The 17991-nt window shown below is 56.6% G+C and carries 9 protein-coding genes; 1 reads left to right on the top strand and 8 read right to left on the bottom strand.

Going from position 1 to position 17991, the window contains the following annotated elements; genetic code table 11:
* Positions 1 to 481: 481 nt before the first annotated feature.
* Together BCS36_RS03845 and BCS36_RS03840 are read right to left on the bottom strand one after the other, a co-directional pair.
* Positions 482 to 3298, bottom strand: coding sequence for an FAD-binding and (Fe-S)-binding domain-containing protein (locus BCS36_RS03845; RefSeq protein WP_291301592.1), 2817 nt, complete (start codon positions 3296 to 3298; stop codon positions 482 to 484).
* A gap of 617 nt (positions 3299 to 3915) precedes the next feature.
* Entirely contained in the window at positions 3916 to 4677 is a 762-nt protein-coding gene (locus tag BCS36_RS03840; protein ID WP_291301591.1) for an aspartate/glutamate racemase family protein, read from the bottom strand.
* Between the two features lie 581 nt (positions 4678 to 5258).
* Here BCS36_RS03840 and BCS36_RS03835 point away from each other — a divergent pair.
* Positions 5259 to 6110, top strand: coding sequence for an AraC family transcriptional regulator (locus BCS36_RS03835; RefSeq protein ID WP_291301590.1), 852 nt, complete (start codon positions 5259 to 5261; stop codon positions 6108 to 6110).
* Between the two features lie 177 nt (positions 6111 to 6287).
* Here the strand turns inward: BCS36_RS03835 and fdhF are convergent, their stop codons facing one another.
* From fdhF to BCS36_RS03805, 6 genes are all read right to left on the bottom strand, one after another.
* Positions 6288 to 9041: a formate dehydrogenase subunit alpha gene (gene fdhF, locus BCS36_RS03830; RefSeq protein WP_291301589.1), complete on the bottom strand. Its 2754-nt coding sequence runs from the start codon at positions 9039 to 9041 to the stop codon at positions 6288 to 6290.
* Between the two features lie 226 nt (positions 9042 to 9267).
* Positions 9268 to 11127 carry an FAD-dependent oxidoreductase gene (locus BCS36_RS03825; protein WP_291301588.1) on the bottom strand — a complete coding sequence of 620 codons (1860 nt, stop codon included), beginning with the start codon at positions 11125 to 11127 and terminating at the stop codon, positions 9268 to 9270.
* A 328-nt stretch (positions 11128 to 11455) separates the two neighbouring features.
* Complete coding sequence (locus tag BCS36_RS03820; protein WP_291301587.1) at positions 11456 to 12232, bottom strand: MetQ/NlpA family ABC transporter substrate-binding protein; 777 nt, start codon at positions 12230 to 12232, stop codon at positions 11456 to 11458.
* Between the two features lie 69 nt (positions 12233 to 12301).
* Complete coding sequence (locus tag BCS36_RS03815; RefSeq protein ID WP_291301586.1) at positions 12302 to 13006, bottom strand: methionine ABC transporter permease; 705 nt, start codon at positions 13004 to 13006, stop codon at positions 12302 to 12304.
* Positions 12999 to 13988 (bottom strand): methionine ABC transporter ATP-binding protein, encoded by a 990-nt coding sequence (locus BCS36_RS03810; RefSeq protein WP_291301585.1) that lies wholly within the window; start codon positions 13986 to 13988, stop codon positions 12999 to 13001. Before BCS36_RS03810 ends, BCS36_RS03815 begins: the two co-directional genes overlap by 8 nt.
* A gap of 662 nt (positions 13989 to 14650) precedes the next feature.
* Positions 14651 to 17926: a DEAD/DEAH box helicase gene (locus BCS36_RS03805; protein WP_291301584.1), complete on the bottom strand. Its 3276-nt coding sequence runs from the start codon at positions 17924 to 17926 to the stop codon at positions 14651 to 14653.
* Positions 17927 to 17991: the final 65 nt, after the last annotated feature.

The raw sequence follows: 17991 nt of genomic DNA, 5'->3' as shown, positions 1-17991 counted from the left end.
TTGCGTCAGCCCCTCGACTCGACGAGAGCAATGTTATTTTGAAATTCTTTGTGGGAGTGGGAGCCCCTTTTGCAATAAAGGCCCTCACCCACGCCCCAACATTTAAAGCTTTTACTGTATTTTAGTGCAGCACAACGATTTTTATGATCTGAAAAGGGCAGAGACAGCGTCTTGCAGGCAGTACGCCATCTAGACCAGGTTAGCTTTGAAATGCTTCACATTTCAAAGTTGTCGTTCTGCCGAAAAATGCGATTTTCGGCAGAATCCACGCCATATTATGGCGCGCTGTACTCTCGTGCAGCGTTAGCGCATTTAAACTTTTTCAAAGTTAAAATACTCTAAAGGGTTATTTGCTCTCAGGGGGTTCAACAGTAAATCGGCCAGAAAATACATCAGCCCGTGAAACAGTACCGGGGCCGCTGCGTTTGGCAGCGGCCCCGGTGACGTTGGGATATTGTCTGTTTTATGCGGCCTGTCGCGTCTACACGCTGGCCTCATCTACCAGAAAGACAATGGAGTAGTAGGGAATGCCGCCGTGCAGCGAAAGGCCGATCTGGCATGTTCGACTTGAGGAATAGCCAACCTCGCACGTGCTGACCTGCATGCGCAGGCTCTTGAGCGCGGATTCATTAAGCTCAGGGTGTGTAAAGCCCCGGTCGCCCGCCCATCCGCAGCAGTTGATGCCGTCCGGTACGACAACGTTTTCGGCGCACATTTTGGCGAGCTTTTCAAGTTTGCCCTCAAGGCCCATTTTGCGCACCGAACAGGTGGCATGCAGGGCAATGGTTTTGGGCAGTTTGTTGAACTTGAGGCTGCCATCCATCTTTTCAAGAATGAACTCAATGGGCTCCATCAAGGTCAGCGACGGATCAAGAGTTTGCTTCATGTGCAGCAGGCAGGGGCTGGTTTCGCAAAGCACGGGGTACTGCCCGTTGTTGCTGGCTTCCTTGAGGGCGGCTTCCAGTTCCTTTTCCTTTTTGTGGGCGGCGTCGGCAAGGCCCTTGCTGGCAAAGGCCATGCCGCAGCAGAGCTTGTCCATATCCTTGGGCAGAATGACATCGTAGCCGCCCTTGAGCAGAACGCTGATGACCGCTTCCGGCTCAGTGCGGCGATCGGTGTGCTCTTCGCCGGGGCCCATGTTGCGGGCTATGCAGCTTGGAAAGTACACCACTCTTTTGGGATTGGCGCTGTGGGTTTCAGGAATCCGTATCTTGCTGCCGCCCTTGGGCATATCCCTGTTCCAGAGAGGAGCCTTGTTGAAGGTGACGCAGCGCAGCAATCTGGAGCCATTTTCCATAAAGGTGGTGCCCAGGGCGCGGTGCAGCTTGTCCACACTGTTGAGCGCAAAGGACATGGCCCGGCAGGTTCCGGCAAAGTGGTCAGCAATACTGTTGGCGACCTTTTTGCTCAGGTTGCCAGCTTCCCTCTTGCGCAGGCTCTTGATGAAGACGCCGGTATCCACTCCAGCGGGGCAGCGGGGGCGGCACAGGCTGTCGGTTGCGCAGGTGGCGTTGCCCATATAGTCGTATTGTTTTTCAAGGTTTTTGAGTTCCTTGCTGCCAGGGGCAACCTCACGCAGGCGGCATATTTCGCGGTACGCCGTGATGCGCTGGCGCGGGGTGAGGGTCAGATTGCGGGACGGGCAGACCGACTCGCAGAAACCGCACTCCATACACTTATCCACAAGCTCGTCAGCCGGATGCAGGGGCTTGAGGTTCTTGATGTGCCCCTGCGGATCGGGATTTATAAGCACGCCGGGATTGAGAATGCTCTTGGGGTCCAGCAGATCCTTGACGGATTTCATGATGCTGTAGGCAGCCGCGCCCCATTCCAGTTCGACAAAGGGGGCCACGTTGCGGCCCGTGCCGTGTTCTGCCTTGAGGGAACCGTCATATTTTTCGGTAATAAGTTTGCAGAAGTCGTCCATAAAGGCCGCATAGCGGGCCACTTCAGTGGGCGAGCCGAAGTCCTGCCAGAAAACGAAGTGCAGGTTGCCGTCCCTGGCATGGCCGAACAGGGGGGCCACCGAGTATCCGTGGCGGGCAAACAGGTCTTGCAGGTCTGTGGCGGCTTCGCCCAGGCGCTCAAGGGGAAAGGCCACGTCTTCAATAACAATGGAGGTGCCCACAGGGCGCATGCCGCCCACCGAGGCCAAGATGCCCTTACGGATCAGCCAGAGCTTGGTGTATTCTTCGGGCTTGTCGGTAAACGCGTGCGGCCGCACGAATTTTACGTCCTTGAAGGCGGCGTTGATGGTGGCGATGTTTTTGTCCAGCTCTTCCTGAGAGGAGGCGCGCGTCTCCACCAGCAGGGAGCAGACCTTGTCGTCCAGGGTGTCGAGGCCGTCGGGCAGGCCGGGGGTGCCCTCCACTGAGCGCAGAGAAGCCCTGTCCATAAGCTCGGCGGAGGAGACTGGCAGAGTGGCCACGGCAGAAGCGAGGTCACAGGCGTCCTTGACCGTGGGCAGCAGCATGAGGGCCGATGCCTTAAACGGCGCTTCTTCCACGGTGCGGTAGGTCACTTCGGCGATGAAGCCCAGGGTGCCTTCAGAACCCACCATGAGGTGTTGCAGGATTTCAAAGGGATCTTCGTAATCAACCAGGGCGTTGATGCTGTAGCCCGTGGTATTTTTGATCTTGAACTTGCGGCGGATGCGGTCAGCCAGGGCTGCGTCGCTCATGATCTTGTTTCTGAGAGCGGTCAGGCCGTCAAGGATGTGGCCGTGAGTCCTGGCAAAGGTCGCGCGGCTTTTGGCGTCGGCGGTGTCCAGCAGGGTGCCATCTGACAGGACCATGCGGGTGGACAGGACTGTTTTGTATGAGTTGTCGGAAGTGCCGCAGCACATGCCGCTGGCGTTATTGGCAAAAATACCGCCGATAAAACAGCTGTCGATGGAGGCCGGGTCCGGCCCGATTTTTTTGCCGAATTCCGCCAGTATCTTGTTGGCCCCGGAACCGATGATGCCGGGCTGAAGCGTGATTTTTTCAGCGTGCTCACCCACGCGCCAGTCTCTCCAGCCCTGGCTGATGCGCACCAGCACGGAATCCGTCACGGCCTGGCCTGAGAGGCTGGTGCCTGCCGCGCGAAAGGTTACGGGCACCCGCATGCGGTCAGCCACGCCCATGAGCTCAACTATTTCTTCTTCATTAAGCACGTCCACCACAAGCTTGGGGGTGAGGCGGTAGACGCTGGCGTCTGTGCCATAGGCAAACAGGCGCAGGGGATCAGTATATATACGATTTTTAGGGATAAAAGCCAAAATGGCATCATGAAATTCTTTGTGGGGTGATGTCAGCATCAGGAGTCCTCCAGGGCAGGGCGAACCTGCGATGATTTGCAGATAGCAGTAACTAAGTTACCTATTGTTAATAAAAATCGCTAGTAAAAAAAGTTTGACAACGTACAGGATATAAAAAAGGAAATACAATATTCATAGATTTTTATGAATTATACTTAGGGTCATGTCCAGATGAAAGGTTTTTCCCTGAGCTTTTTGAGGACAAGTTTGCAGATACTCTCGTCCTAGGGGTAAAGCGGAATTCGCAACTGGCCCATATAAAAAACCGCCAGTAGGGCTACAAGGCGGTTTTTTGAAGCGCCACAAGCGAGAAAGAGCCTGCCTGTTTTTAAAAACTTCAACTCACGAAGACATCAAACACAGCCATGATGCGGCATACAAATACAAGTGTCGTGCGTAGCATCTTGGGAAGATTTATGTTGTTTCATCCTATGTCACTGGGAGGAAACATAATTTATCTTCCTTATAACGGGACTTTGGCGTGTCTCCTATGAAATCTTGCTTTAGTGATGAATCCGATGCTTGAATAGAACTGATACTTGGCGGTGACCGCTCTATTGCAAGCAGTAAATGGTTTTAATATACTATCCGCATAATCAATACGGCGGCGAAGCAAATCAAGACAGCGCAAAATCGGCTATGGCTTGGGTGTGAAGAGCTGTGGTGTCAAATACCGGAAAGCCGGGCAGATCATCCTGGCCTATGAGCAGGAAAATCTCGGTGCAGCCGAGAATGACTCCCTGTGCGCCTTCGGCTCGCAAGGCGGAAACTATGCGCAGATACTCCTGTTTGGAGTCCTTACGCAGATCACGACGCACCAGTTCATCAAAAATGATGCGATCGACGATACCCTTATCATCATCGTTGGGTGGCATGACTTCAACGCCGAATTTGTCAGAGTAACGCTGGCGGAGCGCTTCAGACTGCATAACTGGCATGGTTCCCAGCAAGGCCGCACGCTTAAGGCCTGCTTGCCGGATGGCCTCGCCAGTGGGGTCGGCAATATGGATGAACGGCGTGCTGCGGCTGGCCATTATTGGTTCTACTACCCGGTGCATCGTATTCGATACGCAAGCGATGACATCGACGTTCGCGAGTTCCAAAAGGTTAACTTTCTCATTGAGGTACGCCTGAGCTTCATCCCATAAATTGTGATGTACAAAGTGTGCAATATTACCGAAGTTTACCGAAACGACGATGATTTCTCCATTGTCCCATCCACCCAGGCGGCTATTCAAGCGTTCGTTGAGCATGTTGTAATACTCGCTTGTGGCCTGATTGCTCATCCCGCCCAGGATTCCAATCACTTTCTGCTTCAGAGGGCGAAGCCGAGAGGTATTTTTCATTTTTTCTCCTTTTTTATCTGGATGTTGCTTCATTTTCTCGTTTTTCTGCGTGGACGCACTTATATTGCAGCAATTACGTTTTTATTAATTGGATAATCCTGCTCATAGGCATACTAGAGCAGTTTCGCATTGAGAATATCCATTCTCGCGGTAGCCGTTGCCCGCTCCTGCGGGATTGCCTGAACCGTTGGCGGGAACCGCCTTACGGGGCAGGACAGCATCGCTACGGATAGCGACAGCGGTTCTTCCACTTATATGTCGTGTAACCAATTACTGTCTTCAGGCGTATTTTCCTGCGTCACAACGCCTGAAGCAATGCTTCCGAGACGCTCGCTTCGGCGCTTAACCGCGCAAATAAATAGCGGTGCTGTCTTCGCGGCAGCCTTTGCCCGAAGGACTTACGGATGCGGCAGCGATTGTATGAAACAAGCTGTGCCGTTATGCATGCTGTCTTCAAGCGTAGTTTCCTGCGTCACAACGCTTGAAGCATCCGTAAGCCCTGCGGGCAACGGCTGAAGCTGCGCTTACGCCTCTGCGGCGGGCGTCTGCTCCCGCATCCGCCAGAGCAATTTCAAAGTGAAATTGTTCTAAATATGGCAGACAGGTAACGAGTAATGAAAGAGCAACGAACAAAGGCGCAAAGGCGCGACAGGATGGTGCTATGGCGCGACTCCTGCCTGCCGGACGGGCTTGAACTGCTCAACGCCTCTTGTCACGAGTATAGTTACCCGGCGCACTTTCATGATGAGTTCGTCATCGCGGCCTTCAGCAGTGGTGCTCAAAGGCATCAAGTTTCGCGATGGCGCGGCATCGCCACCCCCGGGACGGTAATGATAATCCCGCCGGGTGAGGTTCACACGGGCGAAGCCGCAGAGCGTAATATGGGATGGGAGTATTGCGCCTTTTATCCTTCAAATCGCTTTTTAAACGCTATTGCCGACGAGGTTCTGGCAGGTCGGGGCGATCTCGACTTTGGGAGCAAAATTTTGCACGAGGACGCAACGTTGGCGCGGCACCTGCAATACGCAAACGCAGTGCTGGCGCAATCGTTGGATGTGCTTGAACGACAGTCCTGGGTTTATGCAACCCTGGCATCAGTGATCGAGCGCTGCGGCACACGAACTACTGCAAGTTCAAATGCTCATGTGTGCCGGTCATGTATGAAGCGTGCGATTGACTTTTTGCAGGCGCACCATGGCGAGCAAGTTGCCTTGCACGACGTCGCTGCAGTGGCGGGGTTGAGCGTATACCACTTCATGCGAACGTTTAAGGCTATGACTGGCTTGTCGACGCACAGCTATTTGACGCAAATCCGCCTTCAGCACGCGAAAAATCTACTGGCCAAAGGCGTACAGGCAGTTGAAGCCGCAGCCAGTGTGGGGCTGTTTGATCAAAGTCATCTGAACCGACTGTTTCGTCTTCATTTTGGGATTACGCCCGGGCAGTACGCTGCTGGTTGCAGATGAAGCTGGGGCGGCGGCAAAGCTTTGTTAAAAAAGACGAGACCATGCCGACAGTACTCAGGGTTTGCCTGAGCGTGCGGCATGGTCTCGTCGGGTCTGAACTTGTCGGGCCATGTCTGGTCGGCCAGACCTCGCTGGTCAGGACTCACCGGCCAAGTCTCGTTAGCCTGTGGGGCCGTGTCAGATTTTTTCGATCTTTACGGCGCAGGCTTTATATTCCGCAGTTTTGGTAATCGGGTCCATGGCGGGGTTGGTGAGCCAGTTGGCGTTGCTTTCACGGAAGTGAAAGGCCATCCAGACCATTCCCACGGGCATGTCGTCCGTGACCTTTGCCCGTACCGTCACTGATCCACGGCGTGAAGACACGCGGATGGTTTCGCCGTCGGCTATCTGCAGCCGGGCGGCATCAGCGGTGGATATATCCGCCGTGTCGTGGCCCATGAGCGTGTTGAGCCCCTTGCTGCGGCCTGTTTGCGTTCTGGTGTGGTAGTGGTAGAGCCGCCTGCCGGAACTGAGAACAAAAGGATATTCCGCATCGGCAACTTCTGCTGCCGGCGTCCAGTTCACAGACACAAACAAGCCCTTGCCGCGAGTAAACGCCCCGTCCTTGTGCAGCACCGGGGTTCCAGGGTGGTCTTCATGCGGGCAGGGCCATTGCAGGCCGTCGCCCTTAATGCGCCGATACTTGATGCCGCGGAATATTTCGGCCAGTACCGATATTTCATGATCCCACAGGTCCTGCGCAGAATCCGATTCCCAGTGATGGCCAAAACGGGCCGCCAGTTGCTTGAAAATCCACCAGTCCATTTTCGCCTGGCCGGGCGCGGCGCTGGCGGCGCGTACACGGCTGACGCGGCGTTCGCTGTTGCTGAAGGTACCGTCCTTCTCGCCCCAGGCTGCGGCAGGCAGAATCACATGGGCGAAGCGCGTTGTTTCATTGGGAAAAATATCCTGCACCACCAGAAACTCCGCGGACGCCAGGCAGCTTTCCACATGGCCGATATCGGGTTCCGTGTTGGCAAGATTTTCGCCAAATATATACATGGCCCTGATTTTCTTTGACTTGAGGCCATCCAGCATGTCGGGCATCATCATGCCCGGCCCTGTGGGCAGGGACGTTTTCCAGAATTGCTCCAGCCTTTCCCGGGCGGCCTTGTCGGCCACCTTGCCGTAACCGGGGTAGGTATCCGGCAGAGCGCCCATATCACAGGAACCCTGCACGTTGTTCTGCCCGCGCAGGGGGTTCACGCCGCCCAGTGGTTTGCCCACATTGCCCAGAAGCATTTGCAGCGACGCGCAGGCCAGCACGTTGTTAACGCCGCAGGTATGCTCTGTTATGCCAAGGGTATAGGCCAGCATGGCGGGTTTGACCGAGGCCAGATCGTGGGCGGTACGCTCAATGACTTCAGGCGCAATGCCGCAAATGGGCGCGGCACGCTCAGGCGTGCAGTCGGCCACATTGCTTTGCAGTTCCTCAAATCCCAGCGTGTGCCGCGCCACAAAGTGCTTGTCGTACAGGTCATCTCTGATGAGCACGTGCATGATGGCGTTGAGCAGGGCAATATCCGAACCCACGCGCAGTTGCAGGTGGGTTTCCGCCTCCTTGGCTATGCCGGTGCGGCGCGGGTCCACGACAATCAGTCGGCACCCATTGCGAACGGCCCGTTTGACAAGGGTTCCGGCCACGGGGTGAGCCTCCGTGATATTGGAACCAATGAGTAAAAGCATTTTGGCTTCGCCCAGATGGGCAAAGCTGTTGGTCATCGCACCTGATCCAAATGATGTGGCCAGACCGGCCACAGTGGGAGCGTGTCAGGTACGCGCGCAGTGATCAATATTATTGGTCTTGAACACCGCGCGAAAGAGTTTTTGCATCTGGTAGTTATCTTCGTTGATACTACGGGCGCAAGCCACACCGGCCACAGCATCCGGGCCGTGATTTTCAATCACCTCAGAAAATTTGGCAGCTATGAGGTCCAGAGCCTCGTCCCATGAGGCCGTCCGGAACGTGCCGTCCTGGCGGCGGATAAGCGGCTCGGTAAGCCGTTCTTGACTGTAGATGAAGTCATAGCCAAAGCGCCCCTTGACGCACAGGCTGCCCTTGTTGGGGCTGCCGTCTTCAACGCCGTTGACCTCGATTATGCGCCCATCCTTGACGGACAGGTTCAGTTGGCAGCCCACGCCGCAGTAGGGGCAGGTGGTGCGCACCGTGTCTACCTTGTCTTCACGTACGGCAAGGCCATAGGACTTCTTTGCCGTAAGCGCCCCGGTGGGGCATGCCTGAACGCACTCGCCGCAGTGGGTGCAGCGTGTGTAGTCCACCAGGGGCCACCAGGATTCTTTTTCAGCTCTGCGGCCGAACTGCGGCGGAATGGCGTCGTTGACCTGAATGGCCGAGCAGACCGAGGCGCAACGCCCGCACTGCACGCAACGGCTGAAGTCGCGCGTGATCATCGGGTGGTCGTCATCCAGGGGAAAATGCCCGGGTTCCGGCACAAGGTCTTTGACGGGCACATTGCACTTCATGGTCAATGTCTGGAGCTGGCATTTGCCTTCGGCGGGGCAGGGATGCTCACGATGGGGCATGGCCCCTGCGGCCTTTTGATATGCGGGCCAGAGGTCGGGAGGCAGTTTGCGCAAAAAGCAGTCGTGGCGGCCCTCGGCCACCAGCAGAGAAAGAATGTTTTTGCGTGTGGCGAGCACTGTAGGGGAATCCGTCTCGATGATCATGCCGTCTTCGGCAGGGGAAGAACAGGCGGGCAGCAGGCGGTCGCGCCCCTTTACCTCGACGGAACAGATGCGGCATACCTTGCCGTGTCCGGTTTTGGGCAGCCAGCACAGCGTGGGAATAAAGACGCCGTTGGCCTCGGCGACATCCAGTATGGTCTGCCCAGGCTGAAAGGCAGCCTGTTTTCCATTAATGGTGACAAACATAGAAACTCCCGTTTGGGCCAGATGCGGCCCGTCCTTCATATTTGTACGACGCGGTCAGTGCGCGTTCGTCCGATATTCAGTTTTTTGCGGCCTGCTCTCGGCGTACCCTCAGGCTGTCCGCTCCCGGCATGTAGTCGCAGGGTTTTGCCTGAATAACTATTGGCAATTACGTCAGCAGGCTTTGTGCGCATCTAAAAAAAAATCAATCAACCATGCGCCCACATGCTCAATGTGCAGTCATGACGACGCGCAGGCAGCGCAGGCAGCGCGACGACTCGCGTACGGCTTCCCACTCCAGCGGTTCTGTTTCCACCTCTGTAAAGCCCTGCAGGCGTTCGTGCAGAGAGATGGCGTGAATGGGCATGGGCGGCGTCGGGTCCTCAAGGGGAACGGAATCTTCCGTATCCAGCATATTGATGGACATGAGCGCCTGTTCCAGCTTTTCGCGCAGGGTTGGGCCTTCATCCGTGCCGCTCAGGTGGGCGGCTATGTGCGCGGCCGCGCGTTTGCCAGCGGCAAGGGCGGCTATGAGCGAACTTGGGCCAGTCACGCAGTCTCCGCCGCCGAAAAAGCGGGGCAGGGCGCTGACTTCGCCGGTGATGTCGTGGGCGTCCAGCGTGCGGTACTTGTTCAGGGCGCCGTCCTTGCCTTTAAGGATCACTTCCAGAGCGACCTTTTGGCCGATGGCGTAGACAATGGCGTCACAAGGCAGTTCAAAGTCTGCGCCTTCAACAGGAACAGGACGGCGACGGCCGGAGTCGTCCGCAGGGCCGAGTTCCATTTTCTGGCACACAAGGCCGGTAACGCGACCGTCTCTGTTTTCTATACGCAGCGGGGCTGCCAGAAACGTGAAAAGAGCGCCTTCTTCCCTGGCCTCTTCAATTTCCACGGGGTCGGCGGGCATTTCTGCCTCGGTGCGGCGGTAGACCACGCGCACTTCCTTGAAGCCGTGGCGCAGCGCCGTGCGTGCGCAGTCCATGGCCACGTTGCCGCCGCCCACCACCACAAGGCGGGCGCCGCTTACGGCCTGTCTGCCCATGGTGGCTTCATGCAGGTAATGTATGCCGCTGAGGTAGCCCTGCGGGCAGCTGTCTTCGCCTTCGCAACGCATACCGGGGGCGTGGGGCGCGCCTGCGGCAATAAAGACAGCCTCAAAACCCTCATCGTGCAGCTGGTCCACAGAAATATCGCGTCCAATTTCAACGCCGGTGCGGATGTCACTGCCAGCAGCAGCCACCACGTTTACTTCCCGCGTCAGCACGGATGGCGGCAGGCGAAAGTCGGGAATGCCGAATTTGGCCATGCCGCCGCAGACGTCGTGACGCTCGAAAATGGTGGGCGCGGCTCCCAAATGGGAGAGGTAGTAGGCACAGGACAGCCCGGCAGGGCCGCCGCCGATAATGGCCACTTTTTTACCGTGGGCAGGCGGATTTTTAGGCGCAAGGGGCTGGTTGAGCGCGGCATTGTGGTCAAAAAGAAAACGCTTGAGATTGCGAATGGCCACAGGCTTGCCCTTGAGGCCACGCTTGCAGGCGGCTTCGCAGGGGCGCTCACACACGCGGCCAATGGTGCCGGGCATGGGGCAGTTGTTCATAACCCGCTCAAGGCCTTTGTCAAACCGGCGAAAACGGATGTCTTCAATATAATCAGGAACATTGACATGCCCTGGGCAGGCATTGACGCAGGGGGCGGTAACCATGCTCGTATAGTTGCCGCCAGAGGTCTTTCTGGCCTTGAGCAGTTGCGGGGCCTGTTCCAGCACATCCAGCAGGGGCTGAGGCGAGGTCTGGCCAATGTCGCAGCGGGCGCTGCCACGGACCATAGCGGCCAGTTCGCGCAGATATTCCAGATCATCGGCGCGTTCCTGCCCCTGGCACATATCCTCAAGGCGCGCGGCAATGCGTTTGAGACCGCTGCGGCAGGGGAAGCACTGGCCGCAGGATTCGCCTGACGCCACGGCATAATATGCGCGCAGCATGTCAAGAACATCAACAGTGTCGTCATTGACCGTCAGGCCGGCCCACCCCATAAAGGCTCGCTGATTTTCAGGGGCCTTTTTTCCTCGCCATGTATCAATCGTCTGCATGGGTATCCTCTGCATTCTTTCTACCGTGTTGGCATATGCGTTCAAGATAGCGCATTGCCAGCCCGAGGCAAAGACGGCCCGGACGGAAAAAGTTACATCCCGTCTGAGCCGTCTTTATGATGTCATGCGTTTTGAACACTAAGAAAGCTTTTTTATAGTGGCTTTCCCAGGGGTTATGCCATGCCGGGCAAGACAGGAGCCAGCCGCGGCATGCAGGATTTTTGAACGCTCCGGCATTGAGAATGCATGCTTTCAGTGCCGGAAGTCGTCCCAGGTCCTGGCGGGCGCTGCCCGTGCAGCCGCCCCCAAGACGCAAAACAGCGTTGGGCTAGAACGAGGGCATGATGCCTTTGCCCACCAGTTCTTTTTCAATGTAGGCCTTGACTTCGGGCGACTGGGCGGCCTTGATGAGGGCCTTGGCCTTGGGGCTGTCCTTGTCGGCCGCGCGCACCACGATGATGTTGGCGTACGGCGATTCGCTGCCTTCAATCACAAGGGCGTCACGCGCGGGGATAAGACCGGCTTCGCCAGCGAAGTTGGTATTGATGACGGAGGCGGTCACGTCGTCCAGGGTGCGGGGCAGCTGGGCGGCGTCAAGCTCATGAAACTTGAGGCCAAGGGGATTTTCGGTGATGTCGGCCACAGTCACGAGAGCGCCGGGCTTGATCTTGATGATGCCGTTGGCTTCAAGCAGGCGCAGGGCGCGTGCTTCGTTGGTGGGGTCGTTGGGCACGGAAATGGCGTCACCCTTCTTGAGGTCGGCCAGCTTCTTGATTTTTTTGGAATACACGCCAAGCGGTTCGATATGCACCTTGCCGATGGACACAAGACCAAGGTTCTTTTCCTTGTTCATGTTGTCGAGGTAGGGGGCATGCTGGAAGAAGTTGGCGAAAAGCTGACCGTTGGCAAGGGCCATGTTGGGCTGCACGTAGTCCGTGAATTCCTTGATGACCAGGTTGTAGCCGTCCTTGGCCAGCAGGGGCTTGACCACAAGCATGATGTCCTTGTGCGGGAAGGGGGTGACGCCGATGACGATGTCTTCGGCGGCGAAGGAAGGAACGGCCAGGGTCAGAATCATGGCCAGAGACAGAAGCAGGCGTTTCATGATGGCTCCTCGCTTGGGTAAGACTGTGCCTGTTGAAGAATCAAGGCCCGACATGGAAATGGCGGGGCTTTATCGCAGTATCTTGTACAATACGTTGCAGATGCCCTGTATAAGCAGCACCAGTACGCAAAGGATGATAACGGAATAGACCATTATATCAACCTGAAAGCGGTTGTAGCCGTATTTTACGGCCAAATCGCCCAGCCCGCCGCCGCCCACGGTGCCGGCCATGGCGGAATACCCCAGCAGGGTAATGGCAATGACCGCGATATTGAGCACTATGGAAGGCAGCGCCTCGGGAAAGAGCACGCGAAAAATGATCTGAGAGTTGCTGGCTCCGAAGGATCGGGCCGCTTCGATCACGCCCCTGTCCACCTCAAGAAAGCAGGTTTCGATGAGGCGGGCCACAAAGGGGGCCGCCGCGATGGTGAGGGGAACAATGGCCGCCGCGCTGCCAATGGAGGTGCCCACCACAAGGCGGGTAAAGGGGATGATGGCGATCAGCAGAATGATAAAGGGAAAGGAGCGCACCAGGTTCACCACAAAATCCACCACCCTGTAGATCGAGCGGCAGGGGCTCAGGCCAATGGGGTTGGTCACGATCATGAGGATGGCCAGGGCAAAGCCGATGAGCAGTGAAAAAAACGTGGAGAGCATCACCATCTGGAGGGTTTCCCAGGTGGCCAGCAGAATTTCGGGCATTTTGTCCTGAAGACGGTCCCACAGGGGGGCGAAGTCCTGCGTCAGTTGCGCGAGGGAACTCAGATCACTCATGGCTCGCATCCAAGGCTTGTTTTACGGGGTATTCCAGTATTTCCCAATACAGGTGCTGTTCTTCAAGGTAGCTCAGTACGGCTTCGATGTCCTGATCCTGCACATTGATGATAAGAAAGCCGAAAACATCATCCAGGTACCGCTCAAGCTTGCCGCCCACAATGGAAAAATCGATGCCAAGGGTCCTTGCCATCTGCGTGATGACGCTCTGCTGCGAGATGACGCGCGGGAACATGAGCCTGATGTTGGTGCCGCCGGGAATGAGCGTGTACTCATTCTCCACGATGGCCTTCATGTCCTTGGTGGGCGAAAGAAAAAGGTCCTCGGTCTTGCCCATGGCCACAGTTTTGCCGCCGTCGAGCAAGAGCAGGCTGTGACAGAGGCGTTTTACCACTTCCATCTGGTGCGTGACCATGATGATGGTCAGGTTGAGCCGCTTGTTGATGTCTTCCAGCAGGTCAAGGATGGATGAGGTGGTCTTGGGGTCAAGGGCGGAGGTTGCCTCGTCGCAAAGCAGAATGCTGGGGTTCAGGGCCAGGGCGCGGGCAATGCCCACACGTTGCTTCTGGCCGCCGCTCAGGCTTTGCACCCTTTGGCGCGCCTTGTCCGTGAGGCCAACCAGATCCAGCAGTTCCATAACGCGCTTCTCGCGGTCGGATTTGTGCCAGAGCTGGAGTGGAAAGGCCACGTTGTCAAAAACATTTTTACGGGCCATCAGATTGAAATTCTGAAAGATCATGCCCATCTTGCTTTGCAGCAGGCGCAGGGCGCGGGGCTCAAGCGAGGCCACTTCCACGTCCATAACCCTGACGCTGCCCTCATCATAGACCTCAAGGCCGTTGAGACAGCGCAACAGTGTGGATTTGCCAGCGCCGGAATGGCCGACAATGCCGAAAATTTCGCCCTGGCGTACCTGCATGTTGATGTTCTGCAAAACAACATTGCTGCCGTAGCGCTTGAGAAGATTGCTTACCTGAATCATGCGGCGAATACCTGAGTCTGTTTGTTATAATCCGGGTACCATGCGATATTTACCTCGAAAAGTAAAGGAGGTTGCCCGGTTTCCTGTGCTGACAGCCTGATTGCAGGCTGTACGTCTGCGGTGCAGTTTTGAAGCGTGACAGTGCCCCAGGTGGTACTAGAAAACCCCCGGCGTGGCCCGAGGGTTTTTATTACAGAAGCTGTATCGTCAGGTCGTTGGCAAAAGCCGCTGGGCCATCACCTTTTTATCAAAATTCACTCCCTGACAACAATAAGAGTTTTAGAGCAAGTTCTCTTTGAAATTGCTGTGGCGGATGCGGGAGCAGACGCCCGCCGCGGAGGCGTAAGCGCTGTTTATCTGCGCGGTTAAACGTCGGAGCGGGCGTCTTGGAAGCGTTGCTTCAGGCGTTGTGACGCAGGAAAATACGCCTGAAGACAGTAATTGGCTACACGACATCTAAGTGGAAGAACCGCTGTCGCTATCCGTAGCGATGCTGTCCTGCCCCGTAAGGCGGTTCCCGCCAACGGTTCAGGCAATCCCGCAGGAGCGGGCAACGGCTACCGTGAGAATAGATATTCTCAATGCGAAAATGCTCTAGGGGGGCGTGGGGGAGGGACCTTTTTGCAAAAGGGTCCCTCTCCCACAAAGCATTTTCACGTTAATTAAACATCAAACAGCATTTCCAGGTCTTCGCGGGTAAGGGACTTCCAGGTGTCCTGACCGGGAATAATGGCTTCGGCCACGCCGCGTTTGGCTTCCTGAAGCTTGAGTATCTTTTCTTCCACCGTATTCTGGCAGATGAGCTTGTATGAGAAGACCTGCCGTGTCTGGCCGATACGGTGGGTACGGTCCGTGGCCTGACTTTCCACAGCGGGGTTCCACCATGGGTCGTAGTGGATAACGTAGTCCGCCGAGGTAAGGTTGAGGCCCGTGCCGCCCGCCTTGAGCGATATAAGAAAGATGGGGATGTCGGGGCTGTTGTTGAAGCGGTCCACCTGGTCAAAGCGGTCCTTGCTCGCGCCGTCGAGGTAGCAGAAGGGCACCTGCGAGAATTCAAGCCACTGCTTGATGATCTGCAGCATCTGGACAAACTGCGAGAAGACCAGCACCTTGTGCCCGCCTTCCACAATTTCCATAACCATGTCCTTGAAGGCGTCGAATTTGCCGGAAGGCAGGTTGTTGGAAAACCCGGGCAGGTCCAGCTTGAGCAGCCGGGGGTGGCAGCAGATCTGGCGCAGCTTGAGCAGGGCGTCCAGAATGGACATCTGGCTTTTGGCCAGGCCTTTTTCGTCCACATCCGCGAGCACCTGGGCACGCAGCTTGCGGGCGAGGGCCGCGTACAGTTCTGCCTGGGCGTCTTCAAGGGCGCAACAGGTGACGCTTTCGACCTTGGGCGGCAGATCCTTGGCCACTTCGGCCTTGGTGCGGCGCAGAATGAACGGGCGTACGCGGGTGCGCAGGTAGTCCAGAGTTTCCGCGTCGCCATCCTTGATGGGCTTGACGATGCCGCGCTGGAACGCGTGCTGCGAGCCGAGGAAGCCCGGCATGAGGAATTCAAACAGGGACCACAGCTCGAAAAGGTTGTTTTCAATGGGCGTGCCCGACAGGCACAAACGCATGCGTGCGTTGATGCGTCGCACGGCTCTTGCGGTTATCGTATTGGGGTTCTTGATATTCTGGGCTTCGTCAAGAATGACGGTGTTGAAGTCGTACTTCTCCATCTCCTCAAGGTCACGGCGCAGCAGAGCGTAGGTGGTGATGACGAGGTCAGACGCGGAGATATGCTTGAACATGCCTTCGCGGCGCGTGCCGTAGATGGTCAGCAGCTTGAGGCTGGGCACGAATTTTTCCGCTTCGCGTTCCCAGTTGGGCAATACGGAGGTGGGCACCACAATAAGGTTGGGGCCGCCTTGGCTGTGCTGCACCATGTGCTGGATGAAGGCGAGGGTCTGCACAGTTTTGCCCAGGCCCATTTCGTCAGCCAGGATGCCGCCGAAGCCGTATTCCGACAAAAAGTTGAGGTATGAAAGGCCCTGCACCTGATAGGCGCGCAGATTAGCGTTGAGGCCCTTGGGCGGCTCAATGGGGCGCACCTCGCGGAAAGAGCGTATCTTCTCGCGAAGGTTGTTCCAGAAAGAGTCGGTGGCAGCGCCGGGCAGGTCTTCAAGCAGGCTGTCCAGCACCGGGGCTTCAAACTGCTTGAATTTGTGCTGCGGCGGCTTGGAGGGGTCGAGGCCGAGGGCGGTCAGCTTGTGCGAAAGCTTTTCAAGCCACGCTTCAGGCAGGCTTGTGTAGGAGCCGTCCTTCAGCTGCACATAGCGCTTGCCGCGCGTCCACGCCTTCCAGATTTTTTCCAGGGGCAGGGACTGGCCTTCGTAATCAACGGTAATATCCAGCGAGAACCACTTTTCCTTTTCATTACTGACAACTTCGGCAGTAATATTGGATGTGGCCGTGCGCACCTTGTAGCGTGAAAGGGCTTTTTCGCCGTAAACGCGGTAGTTTTCGACCAGCTTGGGGTAGTAGTCCAGCAGAAAGGCAATGGCTTCTTCCGGCTCGAGGAACCACAGCTTGCTGGAGCGGGCCTGAAAATCCATGCCCGCAAGATCCGACATGAGCTGGGCTTCTTCGTCCTGATGGCGGCGCACCAGGAAGGTCTGACCTTCATAGGTATAGCTGCCGGTCTGGAAGTCGGGGTTGGGCCCGTTGAGCGTGAATTCGCCGTGGCGGGTCTCATAGATATTGTCGATCTCAAGCGTGAGCAGGCTGCCTTCTTCATCCAGAAAGAGCTTGGGATTATACGTGGCGGGCTGAAACACCGGCTCCATCTGTTTGAGGAACTGCTGCGGCTCGTACAGCTCTGAAGCGGGAAGGCGCGTCCACACGCGGTCAAGAAATTCAGAAATTTCCTCGTGCGGCACAACGGGGCGCTCATAGATGAGATTGCGCACAAGCGAGGGGTAAAGGCCCGTCTGCACAGGGTAGAAATTGTGCTGGTAGCAGACCCAGAGCGGCATTTGCCCGTGAAACGTGATGGGCGCGTCTTCCGGGGCGGAGCTTTCGTTCTGCGGGTTGCGGCTTTCAGCGGCGGCGCGGCTTGCAGCGCCCGCCCGGATGGGCAGTGGGGGGCGGCCTTCGCGCTTGAGCAGCACCTCAAAGCTGAAGCCCGAATCGTCCAGAATGGGCTTGAGCTTGAGAGCAAAGGGCGTGCTTTCGATGCGGCAGGGCATGTCCGTATCTTTCCAGAGCAGATAGTATTCCTTGCGCACCGACCAGAAAAACCATGAGGTAAGGCCCTGCGGAATTTCAACCCTGTGACCGTAATAGTCGAGGTGCTGGCCGATCTGACGGGCCACATGGGGCAATTGCGGGGAAAATTCGCACCATTCGGGGTTGTTGATGATCTGCTCCAGCGTCACCTCGTTGTGCACGCTGGACAAGCCGGATTTGTTCTGCCGCCCGCGAAAGAAGGATACCAGAAGGCGGCCCTGTTCCGGTTCAAAGCGAAAGATGAGATAGTGGCGGCCCGGCTCGGCCTCCATATCGGTGGAAAAAAAGTTCCGGAAGCTTTGCTTCCAGTCCGTGCTTGGCGGAGGGCTTTCTTCAGCATCGCCCTGTTCTTTGCGCAGTTCTTCCACAAGGCGCAGGCCGAGAGCCGCCACATGACGGCATATGCCGGTGAAGGCGTCAGAGCAGTTGCACTGGTGGCGCGTGCTGCGGTCGGTGATGGTCAAACTCAGGCTGGGTGTGTAGACCTGCAGGTCATCGCCCTGGATAACGCCTTGCACGTCCCAGGTCTCGCCTTCCTGAATATTTATTTTTTGCACCTCGCCTTCGGACAGTATATAGTACGCTGCGTCGCGTATGTATTCCGGCACGCTGTCGTGCAAAAAAGCTTGGCACATTTCGCGAACAACGCTTTGTTCTGATCGGCTCATGCGTTCCCCAAAAAACCTCTGTCAGACATTTTGAATTTTCAATGACAGGGCGCTGTTATGATGTT

Source organism: Desulfovibrio sp. MES5 (genome assembly GCF_002237645.1).
Taxonomy (GTDB): domain Bacteria; phylum Desulfobacterota; class Desulfovibrionia; order Desulfovibrionales; family Desulfovibrionaceae; genus Desulfovibrio.
This window is presented reverse-complemented; position numbering and strand designations above follow the sequence as displayed.

Coding starts and splice junctions, on each gene's coding strand:
- BCS36_RS03805 (WP_291301584.1), bottom strand. CDS start 17,926: ATGAGCCGATCAGAACAAAGCGTTGTTCGCGAAATGTGCCAAGCTTTT.
- BCS36_RS03840 (WP_291301591.1), bottom strand. CDS start 4,677: ATGAAGCAACATCCAGATAAAAAAGGAGAAAAAATGAAAAATACCTCT.
- BCS36_RS03820 (WP_291301587.1), bottom strand. CDS start 12,232: ATGAAACGCCTGCTTCTGTCTCTGGCCATGATTCTGACCCTGGCCGTT.
- BCS36_RS03815 (WP_291301586.1), bottom strand. CDS start 13,006: ATGAGTGATCTGAGTTCCCTCGCGCAACTGACGCAGGACTTCGCCCCC.
- BCS36_RS03810 (WP_291301585.1), bottom strand. CDS start 13,988: ATGATTCAGGTAAGCAATCTTCTCAAGCGCTACGGCAGCAATGTTGTT.
- BCS36_RS03845 (WP_291301592.1), bottom strand. CDS start 3,298: ATGCTGACATCACCCCACAAAGAATTTCATGATGCCATTTTGGCTTTT.
- BCS36_RS03825 (WP_291301588.1), bottom strand. CDS start 11,127: ATGCAGACGATTGATACATGGCGAGGAAAAAAGGCCCCTGAAAATCAG.
- BCS36_RS03835 (WP_291301590.1), top strand. CDS start 5,259: ATGAAAGAGCAACGAACAAAGGCGCAAAGGCGCGACAGGATGGTGCTA.